The sequence below is a fragment of the Plesiomonas shigelloides genome, assembly GCF_900087055.1.
Taxonomy (GTDB): domain Bacteria; phylum Pseudomonadota; class Gammaproteobacteria; order Enterobacterales; family CAMTGL01; genus Plesiomonas; species Plesiomonas shigelloides.
The window spans coordinates 1272225-1291038 of record NZ_LT575468.1 but is presented as its reverse complement, the minus strand read 5'-3'; the positions used below and the strand labels follow the sequence as shown (position 1 = coordinate 1291038).

Annotated in this window: 20 protein-coding genes; 3 read left to right on the top strand and 17 right to left on the bottom strand. The window is 49.9% G+C overall.

Annotated features, from left to right (window positions below):
• The first annotated feature begins 152 nt into the window (after positions 1 to 152).
• The 3 genes from cls (at position 153) to NCTC9997_RS05625 (ending at position 3179) form a co-directional block, all read left to right on the top strand.
• Complete coding sequence (cls, locus tag NCTC9997_RS05635; protein WP_370586009.1) at positions 153 to 1613, top strand: cardiolipin synthase; 1461 nt, start codon at positions 153 to 155, stop codon at positions 1611 to 1613.
• Positions 1614 to 1832: 219 nt separating this feature from the next.
• Positions 1833 to 1997: a hypothetical protein gene (locus NCTC9997_RS05630; RefSeq protein ID WP_156121110.1), complete on the top strand. Its 165-nt coding sequence runs from the start codon at positions 1833 to 1835 to the stop codon at positions 1995 to 1997.
• 219 nt (positions 1998 to 2216) lie between these two features.
• Positions 2217 to 3179, top strand: coding sequence for a TerC family protein (locus NCTC9997_RS05625; RefSeq protein ID WP_039046194.1), 963 nt, complete (start codon positions 2217 to 2219; stop codon positions 3177 to 3179).
• 228 nt (positions 3180 to 3407) lie between these two features.
• On the opposite strand, the gene NCTC9997_RS05620 is transcribed toward NCTC9997_RS05625, so the two are convergent.
• The 17 genes from NCTC9997_RS05620 to NCTC9997_RS05540 form a co-directional block, all read right to left on the bottom strand.
• Positions 3408 to 4160, bottom strand: coding sequence for a DUF2076 domain-containing protein (locus NCTC9997_RS05620; protein ID WP_064977538.1), 753 nt, complete (start codon positions 4158 to 4160; stop codon positions 3408 to 3410).
• A gap of 228 nt (positions 4161 to 4388) precedes the next feature.
• On the bottom strand, positions 4389 to 5768 hold the full coding sequence (locus tag NCTC9997_RS05615) for an L-cystine transporter (protein ID WP_064977537.1): 1380 nt from the start codon (positions 5766 to 5768) through the stop codon (positions 4389 to 4391).
• A 313-nt stretch (positions 5769 to 6081) separates the two neighbouring features.
• Positions 6082 to 6882 carry a tol-pal system protein YbgF gene (gene ybgF / locus NCTC9997_RS05610; protein WP_064977536.1) on the bottom strand — a complete coding sequence of 267 codons (801 nt, stop codon included), beginning with the start codon at positions 6880 to 6882 and terminating at the stop codon, positions 6082 to 6084.
• Positions 6883 to 6894: 12 nt separating this feature from the next.
• Entirely contained in the window at positions 6895 to 7392 is a 498-nt protein-coding gene (pal, locus tag NCTC9997_RS05605; RefSeq protein ID WP_010861919.1) for a peptidoglycan-associated lipoprotein Pal, read from the bottom strand.
• Positions 7393 to 7428: 36 nt separating this feature from the next.
• Entirely contained in the window at positions 7429 to 8721 is a 1293-nt protein-coding gene (gene tolB, locus NCTC9997_RS05600; RefSeq protein WP_010861920.1) for a Tol-Pal system beta propeller repeat protein TolB, read from the bottom strand.
• 33 nt (positions 8722 to 8754) lie between these two features.
• Positions 8755 to 9924, bottom strand: coding sequence for a cell envelope integrity protein TolA (gene tolA / locus NCTC9997_RS05595; RefSeq protein ID WP_413463050.1), 1170 nt, complete (start codon positions 9922 to 9924; stop codon positions 8755 to 8757).
• Between the two features lie 12 nt (positions 9925 to 9936).
• Positions 9937 to 10368 carry a colicin uptake protein TolR gene (tolR, locus tag NCTC9997_RS05590; RefSeq protein WP_010861922.1) on the bottom strand — a complete coding sequence of 144 codons (432 nt, stop codon included), beginning with the start codon at positions 10366 to 10368 and terminating at the stop codon, positions 9937 to 9939.
• Positions 10369 to 10385: 17 nt separating this feature from the next.
• Positions 10386 to 11063: a Tol-Pal system protein TolQ gene (gene tolQ, locus NCTC9997_RS05585; protein WP_036768516.1), complete on the bottom strand. Its 678-nt coding sequence runs from the start codon at positions 11061 to 11063 to the stop codon at positions 10386 to 10388.
• 1 nt (position 11064) lies between these two features.
• Positions 11065 to 11475 carry a tol-pal system-associated acyl-CoA thioesterase gene (ybgC, locus tag NCTC9997_RS05580; protein ID WP_010861924.1) on the bottom strand — a complete coding sequence of 137 codons (411 nt, stop codon included), beginning with the start codon at positions 11473 to 11475 and terminating at the stop codon, positions 11065 to 11067.
• A gap of 112 nt (positions 11476 to 11587) precedes the next feature.
• Positions 11588 to 11875 carry a cyd operon YbgE family protein gene (locus NCTC9997_RS05575; RefSeq protein WP_230405857.1) on the bottom strand — a complete coding sequence of 96 codons (288 nt, stop codon included), beginning with the start codon at positions 11873 to 11875 and terminating at the stop codon, positions 11588 to 11590.
• Between the two features lies 1 nt (position 11876).
• Positions 11877 to 11981 (bottom strand): cytochrome bd-I oxidase subunit CydX, encoded by a 105-nt coding sequence (gene cydX / locus NCTC9997_RS05570; RefSeq protein WP_010861926.1) that lies wholly within the window; start codon positions 11979 to 11981, stop codon positions 11877 to 11879.
• A gap of 74 nt (positions 11982 to 12055) precedes the next feature.
• Positions 12056 to 13195: a cytochrome d ubiquinol oxidase subunit II gene (cydB, locus tag NCTC9997_RS05565; protein WP_064977534.1), complete on the bottom strand. Its 1140-nt coding sequence runs from the start codon at positions 13193 to 13195 to the stop codon at positions 12056 to 12058.
• A 15-nt stretch (positions 13196 to 13210) separates the two neighbouring features.
• Positions 13211 to 14785, bottom strand: coding sequence for a cytochrome ubiquinol oxidase subunit I (cydA, locus tag NCTC9997_RS05560; RefSeq protein ID WP_010861928.1), 1575 nt, complete (start codon positions 14783 to 14785; stop codon positions 13211 to 13213).
• A 909-nt stretch (positions 14786 to 15694) separates the two neighbouring features.
• Positions 15695 to 16708 (bottom strand): Holliday junction branch migration DNA helicase RuvB, encoded by a 1014-nt coding sequence (gene ruvB, locus NCTC9997_RS05555; RefSeq protein WP_010861929.1) that lies wholly within the window; start codon positions 16706 to 16708, stop codon positions 15695 to 15697.
• A gap of 72 nt (positions 16709 to 16780) precedes the next feature.
• A complete protein-coding gene (ruvA, locus tag NCTC9997_RS05550; protein ID WP_010861930.1) occupies positions 16781 to 17404 on the bottom strand; it encodes a Holliday junction branch migration protein RuvA in 624 nt (207 codons plus the stop codon).
• Between the two features lie 97 nt (positions 17405 to 17501).
• Positions 17502 to 18023: a crossover junction endodeoxyribonuclease RuvC gene (gene ruvC, locus NCTC9997_RS05545; protein ID WP_010861931.1), complete on the bottom strand. Its 522-nt coding sequence runs from the start codon at positions 18021 to 18023 to the stop codon at positions 17502 to 17504.
• A 3-nt stretch (positions 18024 to 18026) separates the two neighbouring features.
• A complete protein-coding gene (locus NCTC9997_RS05540) occupies positions 18027 to 18770 on the bottom strand; it encodes a YebC/PmpR family DNA-binding transcriptional regulator (RefSeq protein WP_010861932.1) in 744 nt (247 codons plus the stop codon).
• Positions 18771 to 18814: the final 44 nt, after the last annotated feature.

Sequence of the window (18814 nt, the reverse complement as noted above, 5' to 3'; positions counted from 1 at the left end):
ATTGGGGCCGAAAGTATACCTCCGTCGTTTGCGGATCAACATGAAGAATTAACAATTTCACATAGTTTACCGTCAGTGCTGAATTCCACTGATGACAGAAAGTCCTTAAACTACAACAGTGAAAGATAATAAAGATGGCCAGGATGACGTATATTTCTGACATAGCTCATATCGTGGATTGGATCCTTATTTTTAGCTATTGGCTGATTGTAGCCGCCGTAACGGTGCGCGTGCTGATGAAGCGCCGAACTGTCGCTGTTTCTATGGCTTGGCTGCTGGTTATCTATATTGTTCCCTTGGTCGGCATCATTGCATACTTGCTTTTTGGCGAGCTTTATCTGGGATCGCGCCGCGCTGCGCGTTCACAAGCCATGTGGAAACCGTTCTCTGACTGGTTCAACTCTTTAAGCCAGTGCGATCATCTGGTGAATATGAAATCCAGCCATACGGCAGCACCACTCTTTAATTTATGCCGACGACGGCTGAAAACGCCGTGCATCAATGGCAACCAATTACATCTGTTCACCACCACAGATGACATCCTCAGTGCCATTGTGCGCGACATTAATCTCGCCCAACATCATATCTCCATGGTGTTTTACATCTGGAATAACGGCGGTTTAGTTGAACATGTGGTCAATGCGCTGATTGAAGCGGCGAAACGTGGTGTCAAATGTCGAGTGATGCTGGACTCGGTCGGCAGTTTACGTTTCTTCCGTAGCCGTTACCCTGAGCTGTTCCGCCATGCACAAATCGACTTAGTGGAAGCCCTGCACGTAAACCCGCTGCGGGTTTTCTTACGTCGCATGGATCTGCGCCAACATCGCAAAATTGTCATTATCGATAATGACATCGCCTATACCGGCAGCATGAACATGGTCGACCCACGTTATTTCAAACAAGATGCCGGCGTGGGTCAGTGGGTCGATATGATGGTACGCATTGAAGGACCAGCAGCATCAGCGCTCAACTGTATTTTTGCGTGGGATTGGGAAGTGGAAACCGGCGAGCGCCACCTGCCATCGCTGCCAAGTTGCCCTATCCTGCCCGTCACGCAGGAAAATGCGCATGCCGTGCAAGTACTGGCTTCTGGGCCGGGTTTTCCGAAAGATTTGCTTCCACAAGCTCTGTCCACGGCGATTTTCGCAGCGCGTAAGCGTATCGTGATGACCACGCCTTATTTTATCCCTGACGACAGTCTGATGCTGGCGCTGTGCTCTACCGCCTCGCGGGGTGTGCAGGTGGATATCGTGATCCCGAAACATAATGATTCCCTGATGGTCGGCTGGGCCAGCCGCGCCTTTTTTGATGAACTGTTGGCTGCCGGCGTGCGGATCCACCAGTTTGAAGGCGGTCTGCTACATGCCAAGAGCCTGCTCATTGATGATCATCTCAGTTTAGTGGGCACGGTTAATCTGGATATTCGTAGCATGTGGCTTAACTTTGAAGTCACCATCGCCATTGATGACACCAGTTTTGGTGAAAAACTGGGCTTTGTGCAAGATGACTACATTGCTCGCTCCACCCAACTGAATATCGGCCAGTGGTTGCAGCGCCCATTACGTCATCGCATTGCGGAGAAGTTCTTCTATTTCTTCACCCCACTACTCTAACTATTGCGAACTACTGCCGCCCACACTGGGCGGCAATACCACACTCAACACCACCGACAACTGATTTCCCCCCTGACATTCCCCTATTCCCCGCCTTAATGGTCTTCGTTCTCCACACGCGCTCATACCGCCTGAGGTCATATCGGCACTCGCATTAAAAAGAAATAACTATTATTATCATTTAACGTTTTGCGCTGAGCACTGATTGAGAGGCTAAAGATGAAATATTTACTGATAATACTGGCTATTGCCGTTGCAATTATCAGCGCGCTGTACTGGAGTTGGCCTGTTACACTGGCAGTTGTTTTTCTGGTACTGCTGGTGGGTTATAACTTACGTAAACGCAGCAAACCTGATTGTGGCTGTGGGTGCGGTGGCGCGTAATTTTCCTAGCAGAATCAATATGTATCGAATATAATTGCGGTACAAGGGGAGTAACTTCAAAGCTGAATTGTCGTCATTACGGTGTTTTCACCCGGCATTCAGGCAGCATGCTGATATGTTGTAAGTGAGACCTTGCCGTAAGGCAAAGTCGATCCCTCTAAAATAGATTGACCGAGCCTTATGGACTCGGTTTTTTTGTTTTAGGAGCATACTATCACTATGGAAACTGTCGGTAACGGATGGATGTGGATTGCCTTCTTTGTTCTGGTGGTCGGCCTATTGTTGGTTGACTTACTGGTGCTGAAGGGCGGCAAAAACCACAAAGTCTCACTGAAAGAAGCAGCAACATGGTCATTAATCTGGATTGCCGTGGCATTGCTGTTCAATTTGGGGATCTGGTATTACCTAGATGCCAACCTTGGCCGTGAACTGGCCAACCAAAAATCACTCGAATTTTTAACCGGTTATGTCATTGAAAAAGCACTGGCGGTCGATAACGTCTTTGTTTGGTTGATGATTTTCGGTTACTTTGCCATTCCGGCAGAATTGCAACGCCGCGTGCTACTATACGGGGTACTGGGCGCTATCGTTCTGCGTACCGGTATGATCTTCGCCGGTAGCTGGCTGATCACCCAATTCCACTGGATCTTGTATATCTTCGGTGCCTTCTTGGTGTTGACCGGCCTGAAGATGCTCAAGAGCAGCGAGGATGAGGGCGACTTTGACAAGAACCCACTGCTGCGCTGGATCCGTAACCGCTTCAACGTCACCCACGAACTCGATGGCGAACATTTCTTTACCGTGCGTAACGGGATCCGTTTTGCCACCCCGATGTTCCTTGCTTTGGTGCTGGTTGAAATCAGTGACATCATTTTTGCGGTCGACAGTATCCCGGCTATCTTTGCCGTGACCACCGATCCGTTTATTGTCCTGACATCTAACATCTTTGCGATCATGGGCTTACGAGCGATGTACTTCCTGCTGGCAGACTTCGCCGATCGCTTTGCCCTGCTGAAGTATGGTTTGGCGGTGATCTTAGTCTTTATCGGTATCAAGATGCTGATTGTGGAATGGTACAAGCTGCCAATTCTGCTGTCGCTGGGTATCGTGGGCGCCATTTTAGCCATCTCCGTCATTGCCAGCCTGATCTACAGTGCTCGTCAAGGACGTGCCAGTCACTAAGACTGGATCGTAATAGGCAGAATACGCAACGTGTAATGTAATACACCGTTTCACCATCTGACCGATAATCCATAACAAAGCCCGTTACGTGATACGTAACGGGCTTTTCTTATACCTATACTAACGATTGCTTACCGACTATATTGCAGCGATAAACACACCTCTCGAGGAAAGCATTTTTACGGTGTGACAGCACACTGTCAGTCAAGACATTACATAACGTAACGCTTATAAAAAGCCGTTGTTATCATCATCGTCATCAAAAAAACCGCCGCCGTTATTATCATCGGCACCGAAACCACCAAAATCACCGTTGTCATTACTGTTATCGTTGCCGTTATCCGTAAATGCACCATTGTTACCCGCATCACTCCACGGATCATTGATATCCTGACTCAACCCAAACGGGTTACTGCCATCGGTATTGCTCATCTGTGCTAATGAATCAGAGTTAGCTAAAAACGAATTAGCATCGTCCGAGGTTAATCCCGCAGCTGAAGCCGGATCGATAAAGTTATTGGTGATATTCTCCACCACCTCAGGAGCCGCCCCTGCGGCGCCCCATGCCCCTTCCCGCTCACCGGAGCTAAATAGGCCACTTAACGCATCGGAAATCAAATTCCCAGCAACCACCCCAGTCGTCATCGCCGCAGCGGTTTTCATAAAGCTACCAAACATAGACGGTTGATAGCTCGATACCGGCGGAGCAACTTGTTGTGGCGCCGCACCACGAACCCGATCGAACATGCTTTGGTTTTGATAAGCGGCCAATTGCTGCTCTAAAGCCGCGACTTTATTCTTCGCTTCATTTAACGCCACTTCCTGCAAAATATTGCTCTGAGTCAGGCGATACAAGGCATCAGGCTGGGTCGCAATACTTTGGCTAATCAGCTGTTCGGCCTGCGGATCTTTACTGGTCAGTGTATGTGCACGCAATCGCTCGGCCACACCCTCAATCATCATTTTTTCTTGCGGGGTCATAGACTACCTCTTACTACTTCTGATTACTGGCCCAACAGGCACATGTGATACGGGCTTATCCCAACGCACTTAACCGGTGTAGGAACAAACACACAATGGAAACCTCTTTCTATTATGAGTCCTTTGCAACGCAATTAATTCCACACAAATAAAAATCGCCACACTTTGGTGGCGATTTTTACAATCTGATGTGTCGCTGAGTTACGCACTCAACACTGACTTATCTCATCAGGCATCGACTTCATCGGCGCTACGAAACACTGCCATGTCGGTCTGCCCTAACGCTCGGCTAGAGACGACCCCTGCCGTCATCGCACCGTTTACGTTCAGCGCAGTACGCGCCATATCAATCAGCGGCTCGATAGAGATCAGGAAGCCAGCCAGAGCAATCGGCAGATTCATGGTCGACAGTACGATGATAGCAGCGAATGTCGCACCACCACCGACACCGGCTACCCCGAAGGAGCTGATAGTCACTACCGCAATCAGTGTCATCAGGAAGCTTGGATCCATCGGGTTAATACCCACGGTTGGTGCAATCATTACCGCCAGCATCGCTGGGTAAATCCCAGCACAGCCGTTTTGACCAATGGTGGCACCGAAGGACGCTGCAAAGTTAGCGATAGTTGGCGGTACACCCAGCTTGTCCACTTGCGCTTCCACGTTCAACGGAATGGTTGCTGCGCTGGAGCGTGATGTGAAGGCAAAAGTCAGTACCGGTAATACCTTGCGGTAGTAGTGCAGCGGGTTAACACCAAACACGCCCAGCAACACACCATGCACCACGAACATCAAGCCAATCGCTACATATGATGCCACCATAAAGCCCAGCAGGTTTATGATGTCATGCACATTGGATGTCGCCACCACTTTGGTCATCAGCGCCATCACACCGTACGGCGTCAAGCGGATCACCATGCGAACCAGACGCATAATCAGAGTCTGCAGAGTATCAATCGCACCGGCAATACGCTCGCCATGCTCTGGCTTTTCGGCTTTCAATTTCAGTGCAGCCACACCTAAGAAGGCGGCAAAGATCACCACACTGATAATCGACGTTGAGCGAGCACCGGCCAGATCCGCAAACGGATTAGTTGGAATAAAGGACACCAACATCTGCGGGAATGTCAGGCTGGCAATCTCACTGCTTTTGGTCACCATCATCTCGCCACGCGCAATTTCACGCGCGCCTTGCGTCAGACCTTCAGCCGACAACCCAAACACTTCGGTTACGCCGATACCAATTGCCGCAGCCACCGCGGTAGTCAGCAGTAATACCGCCAATACCGAGAAACTGATACTGCCCAACGAACTGGCATCACTCAAACGTGTAACTGCCGATAAAATAGACACAAACACCAACGGCATAACAATCATTTGCAGTAAGTTCACATAACCGTTACCGGCAATGTTTAACCAACCCAATGTCTCGCTGATCACCCCTTCAGAATGGGCATAGACAAAGTGTAATGCCGAGCCCAGCACAATCCCCAGTACCAAACCAACAAACACGGCACGCGATAGCGTCACACCGCTACGTTGGTAGCGGAACAAAAACAGCGCAATAATTACAAAGATGGCAACGTTGCCAAGCACTAACCAGTTCATACTTCCTTCCCTAAGCGCAGGTGCGACCCTGAGTCTGCTTTTATTTACATAAAGTTTACTGATGCCTATCATCACTTAATATATGGGAAATGGAAAAGTTCATTAATTTCGATATATATGAGAAAAAAGCATAAAGAAAAATGAGGAAACTGAATAAGCCCGTATGCCAGCCTCAGCAACTACGCTTCCAACCGCCTCCTCATAGCCACTTATCCGTGCCAACTGCCTGACTTCAGGATAAAAAAAAGCCCGTCTAATGGACGGGCTATAAAAAACTGATTAAAGCTGAATTGGATAAGCTACAGCGCTAGGTTTAACCACCCAATGCTGCCAGACGGGATTTGGCCATTTTGGCTGATGACGATGTTGGATAAGCAGAGATAATCTGCTGGAACACCGTTTTGGCTCCCGCCACATCACCTTTCTCCTGAGCAATCACACCCAGTTTAAGCATGGCATCGGCCCGCTTGGGTGACTTTGGAAAATCTTTTACCACCGCGGCAAATTGCGCCGCTGCCTCATCGGTGCGCTTCTGACTGAACAGTAACTGCCCTAACCAGTAATGCGCATTCGGCCGGTAAACCGATTTTGGATACTTCGCGATAAAGTCCTGAAACGCAGTAATCGCTTTATCGTATTGCTTATCACGCAATACCAGCTGAACTGCTGCATCATAGGCTTGGTTTTCTACCGCATTATCACTGACCACAACATCTTTAGCAGGCGCGGCGGCTTTTGCAGCTGGTGCGGTTGCTGCGGCTGGCGCTGTCGCATCAGTGGTTGCGGTATCAGCCGCTTGCTTGTTTTGAGCAGAGACATTATCGAGCTCTTGATAGAGCTGACGCTGGCGTTCAACCGCCTGATTTAGCTGATATTCACTGCGCTCAAGCGAACCACGTAACTGATCCATCTCGCCTTGCAGAGACATTAACTGCTGCTGGGTTTCTGTCAGTAACTGGTTACGCGCTTCCATCATACGTTCGAGGCGAGTCACCCGATCTTCAAGAGATCCGGAGCCCGCCTCGTATACAGGAGCTTGCGCCGCAGCCGTGCCAGACACGGCTGCGAGTACCAGTAACGACAGACTGATAATCGGTCTGTAGTTACGGTTCATGCGATATCCTTATTAGTAAACCAGTACTGCGCGACGGTTTTTAGCGTACGCGTCTTCAGTATGGCCCAGAACTGCTGGCTTCTCTTTACCGTAAGAAACGATAGAGATTTGGTCAGCATTTACACCACGACCTTGCAGGTACATTTTAACTGCATTGGCACGACGCTCACCCAGAGCGATGTTGTATTCTGGAGTACCACGCTCATCCGCGTGACCTTCTACAACAACTTTGTAAGATGGGTTGTCACGCAGGAACGCAGCGTGAGCATCCAGCATCTGAGCGAACTCTGGTTGGATGTCGTATTTGTCAAAGCCGAAGTAAACGATGTTATTCTTTTGCAGCTCTTGCATCATCATACGAGCTTGCTCTTCAGCGGACATGCTGCCATTGCTGTCGCCAGAGTTGATCATCTGATCTGCGTTGTCGTTGCTCTTGTTAGAGCTACAAGCTGCTACAGCCATTACTGGCAGAGCTAACATCAGTCCCTTCAGTACTTTGTTCAGTTGCATTTTATTGTATCCTTTAATTATTTTACTTCATTATCATCACAGATACGGCGACCATGCCGGGAATTTGACCTGACCATCGGTAGCCGGAACACGCGCTTTGAAACGTCCATCCGTTGACACTAAATTTAATACCCTGCCAAGACCTTGGGTTGAGCCATAAATCAGCATGATACCGTTTGGCGAAACGCTTGGAGTTTCATCAAGAAATGTATTGGTCAGTACTTCCACTGAACCAGTATCCAAATCTTGTTTTGCAATATGTTGTCCTGAGCCGGTAGAGCTCACCATATACAGGGCTTTACCGTCCGGAGATATTTCACCATTTTGATTCTGAGCACCTTCCCAAGTCAAGCGCTCGACCGCACCAGAAGCTAAATTTAATTTATAAATCTGTGGTCTACCGCCGCGGTCGGAGGTAAAGGCAATGCTCTGGCTATCGGGATACCAGCTCGGCTCAGTATCGTTAAAGCGGCCTTCAGTCACGCGACGAATCTGACCAGAAGCGATGTCCATCACGTACAGTTTCAGGCTACCGTCTTTTGACAGCGCAAAAGCCATCTTAGAGCCGTCTGGAGAGAATGACGGAGCACCGTTGTGACGCGGGAATGAGGTCAGGATTTTACGCTGAGAGGTACTCAGGTCCTGCAACATCAGCTGCGAGCGACGGTTTTCAAAGGTGACGTACGCCAGCTTACGGCCATCTTTGGTCCACGCCGGAGACATGATTGGCTCTGGAGAACGATGCACCACAAACTGGTTAAAGCCATCGTAGTCAGAAACGCGCAGCTCATACGGATAGCGGCCGCCGTTAGTTTGCACGACATACGCAATACGGGTACGGAACGCACCTTTGATGCCAGTCAGGCGCTCAAAAACCATGTCACTGATGGTATGAGAGGCATAACGGATCCACTGCTTGGTCACGCGATACTGGTTACTTTCCAGCACAGTACCCGGTGAACCCGCAGTATCGACCAACTGGTACGAAATCAGGTAGTTACCATCGGCACCGGCTTGCACCTGCCCCACCACAATGGCATCGATACCCATTGTAGACCACAGTGCTGGATTGACTTCCGAGGCACTGGTTGGCTGCTGTGGCATGCGCGCAGGCGGGATAGGATTAAACTTACCGCTGTTACGCAAATCCGCCGCCACAATTTCAGCAACGTTATCCGGCGGATTACCGCTGCCGGTCCATTTGAAAGGAACGACCGCAATCGGACGCGCGGTATCCACACCCTGATCAATCACGATCCGGACTTCTGCGCTGGCGACAGCCGTCACCAGCATCATTAACCCGGCAAACAATTTTAAGACCGGCTTCATTGTCTCTCCTAGTTCACAATCCGCACTGTCGTTTTAGAAGGTAAACTCTAAAACGGCATTCTTAAATTTATTGTACACAGCATCAGAAGGTGGTTTTGGCAACTTCTGAGTGATCTTTATTGCCCGCTCTGCCGCCTGACATAAGGAAGGATCCCCGCCAACCACACTCGAACTCAGAATCAAACCATCCGGTGCAAAGTTAATCTTAATACTGCAGGTTTTCCCACGGTACAAGCTGGTGTCATACATATTACGGCTGACTGCCTGCTTGATTAACCCGCCGTACTTATCCCCTTCAGGGCCTGGCGCGCCGGCTTTACCAGAGCCAGCACTACCGCCGCCTCCGGCTTGTCCTTCACGGGCATTGGCCTCTTCGGATAAGCCACCGAACAAATCGTCTAACGCCGCTTCACTTTGTGCAGCTTCGCGAGCGGCAGCAGCTTTGGCGTCAGCAGCGGCTTTCTTCTTCGCATCTGCTTCAGCTTTTTTCTTAGCGTCGGCCTCAGCCTTTTTCTTGGCATCCGCTTCCGCTTTCTTCTTCGCGTCTAATTCAGCTTTCTTTTTCGCTTCTTCAGCCGCTTTTGCTGCTTGCTCAGCCTGCTTTTTCGCTTCGGCTTCTGCCTTTTTCTTTGCATCGGCTTCGGCCCGTTTCTTAGCTTCAGCTTCTGCTTTGGCTTTTGCCGCTAACGCTTCGGCTTCAGCTTGTTTCTTGGCTTCTTCAGCCTGTTTTTTAGCTTGTTCGGCTTTTTTCTTAGCATCCTCAGCTTGCTTGCGAACTTCTTCGGCCTTGCGCGCTTCTTCTTGTGCTTGGCGTTTTTGTTCTTCGGCTTGCTGACGGGCTTCTTCGGTGCGTTTCGCTTCTTCTTGCGCTTTTAAGCGCTCTTTTTCCAGATCGCGTAAACGCTCTTCTTCAGCCTGCTGTTTCTGCTGCATTTCCTCTTTTTGCTGTTGCAGTTTGCGCTTGCGTTCATTTTCCGCTTTACGCGCATCCTCATTTTGTTGCTGCAGGCGGTTATATTGCTGTGCCATGGCTCCCGGATCGACCATCACTGCATCAATTGCGCCCCCGCCCCCGCCGCCACCGGCAGGGATCTCCTGATACAGGGAGCCAACAATCAGTAAAGCAATCACGAGCACGTGCAAAATAACGGAGACAACAACCGATTTTGTCAGCTTGTTTTTCTTGTTGTTGTTATCCATCAGTACGGCTATCTCTTAAATCGGGTTAGTCATCAGACCGACAGATGTCACTCCGGCCTCATGCAATAAATTCAGTGCCTTGATGACTTCCTCATAAGGAACCTCTTTTGCGCCGCCCACCAAGAAGGTGGTTTTCTGCTCGGCGGTTCCCAGATTCAGGCGGGCATTTTGCATCACCTGATCAGCACTGAGGTTTTCTTCCCGCTTACCATCAATAGACATTGCGTACTGGTCAATACCAGATACCTCCAAAATTACCGGAGGACGGTCATCTTTAGTTTCAACACTGCTCGACTCGGTAGAGTCAGGCAAGTCAACCTGTACGCTTTGACTGATAATCGGTGCGGTGGCCATGAAAATCAACAACAGTACCAGGAGCACGTCCAGAAACGGTACGATGTTGATTTCAGACTTCATGTCGTGGCGCTTACGCCGTGAGTACGCCATGCTGTCACACTCCTCACTTACTGCTTCGCGTCAGCGGCAAATGCCTGACGGTGTAAAATGGCAGTAAATTCATCGGTAAAGTTACCGTAATTCTGTTCCAGCTTGGACACACGCAAGTTCAGACGGTTATACGCCATTACCGCAGGGATCGCTGCGAACAGACCGATTGCCGTTGCAATCAGCGCTTCCGCAATACCCGGAGCCACCATTTGCAACGTGGCTTGTTTTACCGCACCCAATGCGATAAAGGCGTGCATAATCCCCCACACGGTACCAAACAGACCGATATACGGACTGATCGAGGCGACCGTACCCAAAAACGGGATGTGGTTTTCCAGACTTTCCAGTTCACGGTTCATGGAGATGCGCATCGCACGCGAGGCCCCTTCAATCACCGCTTCTGGCGCATGGCCATTAGCACGGTGTAAACGGGCAAACTCTTTGAAACCTGAATAAAAGATTTGTTCCGTACCGGACAGATCATCGCGGCGAGTTGACGTTTCTTGATACAGACGCGCCAAATCGATACCAGACCAAAAACGGTCCTCAAAGGCATCCGCCGCACGGGTAGCCGCATTCAGGACCCGAGTTCGCTGGATAATGATCGCCCAGGAAGCAATAGAAAAACCGATCAAGATCATCATTACGATCTTAACCATGAAACTGGCCTTTAAGAAAAGGTCAAGAAGGTTCATTTCAGCAGACACAGGTAAACTCCGCGACTAACTCAGCTGGAAGCGCAACAGGTTTCATTTTGGCCAAATCAATACACGCCACCAAGACCTCGGCGGTGCATAGGACTCGACCATCCTGATGGATGATTCGTTGATTAAAGGTTACGGACGCCCCCCGGAATGAGGAGATTTCAGTTTCGACTGAAAGCAGATCGTCTAGCCGCGCAGGAGATCGATAATCCACGGTCATACGACGTACCACGAAGGCGACATTGTGCTGCAATAGAGTCTGCTGCTGTTGGCCGAGGCTGCGTAGCATTTCGGTCCGGGCGCGCTCGAAGAAAGCCACATAACGTGCATGATAGACGACCCCTCCTGCATCCGTGTCTTCATAATAAACGCGAACGGGCCATTGAGATACTTTACTGCTCACCTTACATTCCGATGTTCTGGCGTATACAAGGCGATACTATACTCAAGTGTTTTGTTCTTGGGAATGGGCAGGACAAGTGTGACGGAAGAAATAAAATGATGAAAAGGGGCCATCAGCCCCTTGCAATATAAAAATAATATAAAACAGCGCAAAGAATAGGATATGACAAGGGGGCACAAAACACCCAGCGCCACACGCCTGAGAGTTTAAACCCTACACCATGCACCAAAGCACTGATCACCGCCCAGAGGAAAACTACTGCCTGCCACAGATAAAGCTGGCTGCTACGCGCGGTAGCCTCCGGGCTCCAAATCAGGCTAAAGGCACTCACCAGAGCCAGAATTAAAGCAAGAGCCCGCATCGGGCTCTTGTCTGTGAAGCGGAATAATTTATCCAGCATCTTAGTCGTCGTGATCCATGGTTTCAGACTGCTCAAGCCACAGGGCATTGATAATGCCAAATGAGCAGGCCAGTAACACACCGAGAATCCAGGTAAAATACCACATCGTTTTGCTCTCCTTGGCTGGTCAGTCTAGGGCTAACCAGCCTTCTGCTTGCCTGAGTTATCGACTCGCTCTGATTAGTACAATGAGTTTTTGTTTTCTTCGATAAATTTGGTGTCGAGACGACCAAACATCTTGTAGTAACACCAAACGGTGTAACCCAACACAATCGGAACAAAAATCACTGCAGCACCCAGCATGATACCCAGAGTCTTCTGGCTAGATGTGGCATCCCACATGGTCAGACTGTGTGCCGGCAGGATGCTAGATGGCATCACAAACGGGAACATAGTCACACCCGCGGTTAAAATAATCGCCGCGATCCCCAGTGAAGAGGTCAGGAACGCAAAACCACAACGCTCAAAGCGTGATGCCAGTACCGTCAACAGTGGCATAACCACACCAACGGCTGGGATAGCCCACAATACTGGATAGGTATTGAAGTTCTTGATCCACGCGCCCACTTCCACCATAACTTCTTTATGTAATGGGTTAGACGGTGCTGCGGTATCAATCACCGAGGTGATAACAAAACCACCAATGCCCTTCATGACCCACAGACCAGCCAATGCGAAGCATACTGAAGTCACCAGCGCAGTGATTTGTGCCGCCGCACGAGCACGCACATGCAGCTCACCGGAGGTCTTCATCTGCAACCAAGTTGCACCTTGCATCACCAGCATCATCAGGCTGACCACGCCACACAGCAGGCCAAACGGATTCAGCAGGCCGAAGAAGCCTCCTTTGTATTCCAGACGCAGCAGGCTGTCGACTTCAAACGGAACACCTTGCAGCAGGTTACCGAAGGCGACACCGAACACCAGTGCCGGAACAGCACCACCGATGAACAGACCCCAGTCCCACATTGCACGCCAGCGCGCATCTTCAATCTTAGAGCGGTAGTCAAAACCGACCGGACGGAAGAACAAGGCGGCCAGCACCAAGATCATGGCGATGTAAAAACCGGAGAAGGCAGCGGCATATACCATTGGCCATGCAGCAAACAGCGCACCACCCGCGGTAATCAACCAAACTTGGTTACCATCCCAGTGAGGGGCAATGGTGTTAATCATTACCCGACGCTCGTTGTCGGTTTTACCGAGGATAGGCAGCAAAGCCCCTACCCCCATGTCAAAACCATCGGTAATCGCAAAACCGATCAGCAGTACACCGACCAGCAACCACCAGACAAAACGCAAAAATTCATAATCAATCATGTTTCAGGCTCCTGCTTATGCCTTGGCATCTTCTGCGACTGGTGCACGGGTCTGTTCGAAGTGATAGCGGCCAGTTTTCAGGCTGCTTGGGCCCAGACGGGCAAACTTGAACATCAGGTACATTTCTGCAATCAGGAACAGAGTATACAGACCACAGATCAGCAGCATGGAGAAGATCACATCGCTGGCACCGATGGCAGAGGCTGCCGAGGTGACAGGCAGGATCTCACCCACCGCCCATGGTTGACGACCGTACTCAGCAACGAACCAGCCAGCTTCGATGGCGATCCATGGCAGTGGGATACCCCACAGTGCCAATTTGAGCAGCCATGGTTTTTGCTCAATCTTATGACGGCAAGTCTGGAAGAACGCCATACCGATGATGAACAGCAGCACAAAGCCCACACCCACCATGATACGGAAGCTGAAGAACAGAGGCGCCACTTGCGGAATAGAATCTTTTACCGCCAGTTGGATCTGTGCTTCGGTCGCGTTGGCAACATCGCTGGTATAGCGAGTCAGCAGCAGGCCATAACCCAGATCTTTCTTCGCGGCATCAAACTGCGCACGAATTTCCGGGGTATCTTGGCCATTACGCAGTTTTTGCAGCAGATCGTAAGCCACCATACCGTTACGAATGCGAACTTCGTGCTCTTTCAGCAGATCGCGCAGACCAATTACCGGCGTGTCCAGTGAGCGCGTGGCAATCAGACCCAGCGCATACGGGATCTTGATAGCAAAGTCAGTACGCATCTCTTCCTGATTCGGAATACCGAACAGGGTAAAGGATGCTGGAGGTGGCTGAGTCTCCCACTCGGACTCGATAGCCGCCAACTTCACTTTCTGCACATCACCCAGCTCATAGCCTGACTCATCACCCAGTACCATTACAGACAGGATAGAGGCCATACCAAAGCTGGCAGCAATCGCAAACGAGCGGCGCGCAAATGGAATATCACGCTTTTTCAGCAGGTAGTAAGCACTGATACCCAGTACGAACATGGAACCTGCAACATAACCGGCAGCCACAGTGTGAACGAATTTAACCTGCGCAACGGGGTTCATCACCAGCTCAGCGAAGCTGACCATCTCCATACGCATGGTTTCAAAGTTAAATTCGGCTCCTACTGGGTTCTGCATCCAGCCGTTGGCAACCAAGATCCACAGTGCGGACATGTTGGTACCAATCGCTGTCAACCATGTCACCATCAGGTGCTGACGTTTAGACAGGCGATCCCAGCCAAAGAAGAACATACCAACAAAGGTAGACTCCAGGAAGAAAGCCATCAGGCCTTCAATCGCCAGAGGCGCACCGAAGATATCCCCTACATAGTGGGAATAATAAGACCAGTTAGTCCCGAATTGGAACTCCATGGTCAGACCGGTAGCTACCCCCAGAGCAAAGTTGATACCAAACAACTTGCCCCAGAATTTGGTCATATCTTTGTAAATCTGTTTGTTGGTCATGACATAGACCGACTCCATTATGGCAAGCAAAAATGACATGCCCAATGTGAGTGGAACAAACAGGAAGTGATACATTGCAGTTAGTGCAAACTGCAATCTTGATAGTTCAACGACATCTAACATCACGACTCCTTGCTTCTTGCAGGAAGACTCCGACTCTCGACCCTCAACTCCGTTGCCAAGATCGTTTTGTATATCGTTACCACCACGGGGTGTAACGATATATGAGCCCCAGACTATTCAATTTCTGCGTTCATAAAAAGTTACGCACTCATTTTATGAACGAAGTCATCACATAACAGCAACCTAAATGACAGGCTGACTAAATATTACGCCTCTAATCCCTTATACGGAATAAGTTTTTTAGTGATTCAAGTTATATTTTTTGCTGTCAGATCAATCTATTTTTTCGCTGACGAGACGGCAAAAATTGATCACCATCAATACCATTAAATAATACTCGCAAACGAAAATTGATGCAGCTCAATTACGGATAAAATAAAGCAAAATATGTTAATGCATTGTTTAATTAATTCAGGGTTATGACACTTTTCTACAGCATGCAATGATAATTATTCTTTTTCCCCATCTAGCACCCATCGGCATGCATATTGCCCATGGCAAATAACACACCGTTATTTAACATTGCGCTTTACATAAAAAGCACATTGAAATTGATACAGTTTGATATATCTGAACATCGTCACAACATGACATTACTTAATCTAATGCAAATCCCTTAGTTTTTGTCGTTTCTGTTTTTATTCCGACCTGCATATAATTTGCGCCATGAAATTGAGGCAGTGACAATGAAGCCTGCCGCAATCTAAAAAATTTGACCATCATCACTGCGGAGCAGATATGCGCACCACATTATTTAACAAGTTCGCAAAAACTTACACCAAATTATTCAGTGACTTGTTTATGATGCAAAACAAATAAGTGATTAGTTAATTGATAGCAAAAGGCCCGGATAATCCGGGCCTTTTGTTTTAGGGGAAAGGAATAACGAAACGCTTATTGAACTCTAACTTATTGATCGCTTGGTTTTTCTAAACCAAAATGCTGATAAGCACGTTGTGTAGCAATACGCCCGCGTGGCGTGCGCTGTAAAAAGCCCTGCTGAATCAGATACGGCTCCAACACATCTTCAATCGTGTCACGCTCTTCACCGATCGCTGCTGCGAGGTTATCCAGACCAACCGGACCGCCCATAAACTTATCAATCACCGCCAGCAGCAGTTTGCGATCCATAAAATCAAAGCCTTCGGTGTCGACGTCCAGCATATCGAGAGCACGACCGGCCACATCCAGCTCGATATCACCGCACCCTTTCACTTCCGCAAAATCACGCACTCGACGCAAAAGACGGTTCGCAATCCGTGGTGTACCACGTGAACGGCGCGCTACTTCCAGCGCCGCTTCTGCTTGCATATTCAAACCAAGGCAACGCGCACTGCGACGCACGATATCGGTTAGATCTTCGACCTTGTAAAACTCCAGACGCTGCACAATGCCAAAACGATCGCGTAGCGGTGATGTCAGTGAGCCTGCTCGAGTAGTGGCACCAATTAAGGTAAACGGCGGCAAGTCTAATTTAATTGAGCGCGCCGCAGGCCCCTCCCCGATCATGATATCCAGCTGATAATCTTCCATCGCTGGATAGAGCACTTCTTCAACAGCCGGTGACAGGCGATGGATTTCATCGATAAACAGCACATCATGCGGCTCAAGGTTGGTTAGCATGGCCGCCAAATCACCGGCCTTTTCCAGTACCGGGCCAGAGGTCGTGCGGATACTCACGCCCATTTCGTTGGCGATGATGTTAGCCAGCGTAGTTTTGCCCAACCCGGGAGGGCCAAAAATCAACACGTGATCCAGCGCATCGGCACGCATACGCGCCGCCTGAATGAATATTTCCATTTGCGCCCGTACATGGTCCTGACCGACGTATTCATTCAGTAATCGTGGCCGAATCGCACGGTCAATGACCTCTTCTTCACGAACGGTCTGCACAGGGGAAATCAGGCGGTCTGCTTCTATCATCCGTTAGCCTTTGTTGTACGCTGTTTGATGGTCACTGGGAGTTAATCGGTTTATCTGTTTTGCCACGCTACTTTAGAGTGCCGCACGCAAAGCATTACGGATCAGGGTTTCGCAATCGGCACCTTCGGTGGCCACTTTGCTGATCATGCGGCTAGCTTCTTGCGGCTTATAGCCCAAAGCCACCAGTGCTGACGCGGCTTCTTCTTCCACATCGGCTTGCTTAACCACTTGCGCCGATTGCGCCACCGCACCGGCCAAATCATCGGCAGGGGTAAAGAGATCGAAGGTCGCCATGCCTTTGAAGCGATCTTTCATTTCGACGATCAAACGCTCGGCCGTTTTCTTGCCCACACCCGGTAATTTTACCAGTGTACTGATGTCTTCGCGCTCTACTGCGCCAACAAACTGCGCGGCAGACATACCAGATAAAATGGCCAACGCCAATTTTGGTCCGACGCCATTGGTTTTCAGCAGCTCACGGAACAAGGCGCGCTCTTGCTTGTTATTGAAACCGAACAGCAACTGGGCATCTTCACGCACCACAAAGTGAGTAAAGATGATCGCTTCTTGGCCGATATCCGGCAAATCGTAGAAGCAGGTCATCGGCAGCTGGATTTCATAACCCACACCGTTAACATCCAGCAGTACTTCCGGAGGTTGTTTTTCCACAACCAAGCCACGTAAACGTCCTATCACGCTTATCCCCTTGTTATCTGTTGTTGCTGCGATACGGCATAGAATAACGAAAAGGCTGGATGAATATCCAGCCTTTTATAAAGGTTACCGCGACGGGTTAACGAAAACGCCCTTGCGTGATTTGCAAGCGCGGATCTCGCTGCTTGATGGCATGCTGACAAATCTGCGCATGCGTCATGGCGATCGCCAGCGCATCCGCCGCATCTGCCTGCGGGCTACCCGGCAGTTTGAGGATCGTCTTAACCATGTGCTGCACCTGAACTTTCTCGGCAGCACCTGTACCGACGACTGTCTGTTTAACCTGCCGTGCGGCATATTCGAACACCGGCAAATCATGGTTAACCGCAGCAACGATTGCCGCGCCGCGTGCCTGACCGAGCTTTAACGCTGAATCGGCATTGCGCGCCATGAAAACCTGTTCAATGGCAAACACATCTGGGCGAAACTGGGTAATGATTTCGCAAACACCGGCATACACCAGTCGCAGACGATTCGGTAAATCATCGACTGCCGTGCGAATACAACCGCTGCCCAGATACTCCAGATGTCTGCCCTGCTGGCGGATCACGCCATAACCGGTGATCCGCGAGCCGGGGTCGATCCCCAAAATGATCGACATTGATTACAGCTGATCAGCCACTTCGTCGGAGATATCACCGTTGTGATACACTTCCTGCACGTCGTCGCAGTCTTCCAGCATGTCGATCAGACGCAGCAACTTAGGTGCAGTTTCCAGATCCAGCTCAGCTTTGGTGGATGGGATCAGAGATACTTCTGCCATTTCTGCTTCCAGACCGGCCGCATCCAGCGCATCTTTCACGCTACCGAAATCTTCAGGGCTGGTGAATACGTCGATAGAGCCGTCATCGTTCACAACAACGTCATCGGCACCGGCTTCCAGTGCTGCTTCCATCACGGTATCTTCATCCAGACCCGCTGGGTAAGAGATCACGCCTTTTTTGGTAAACAGGTAAGATACGGAACCATCAGTACCCAAGTTACCACCGCTCTTAGTGAACGCGTGACGAACTTCAGATACGGTACGGTTACGGTTGTCACTCAGACATTCAACCATAACAGCAGTGCCGCCTGGACCGTAACCTTCGTATACGATGGTTTCCATGTTGCTATCGTCGTCACCACCCACACCGCGGGCAATGGCACGGTTGACCGTATCGCGGGTCATGTTATTGGACAGTGCTTTATCCACTGCAGCGCGCAGACGCGGGTTGCTAGCAACATCGCCGCCACCCATTTTTGCTGCGACCACCAGCTCACGAATCAGCTTGGTAAAAATCTTGCCACGCTTGGCATCTTGTGCTGCCTTACGGTGCTTAATGTTGGCCCATTTACTATGACCTGCCATAACAATCTCCGCTTTAATCTTATGTTGGTGCAAATACCAGTCGG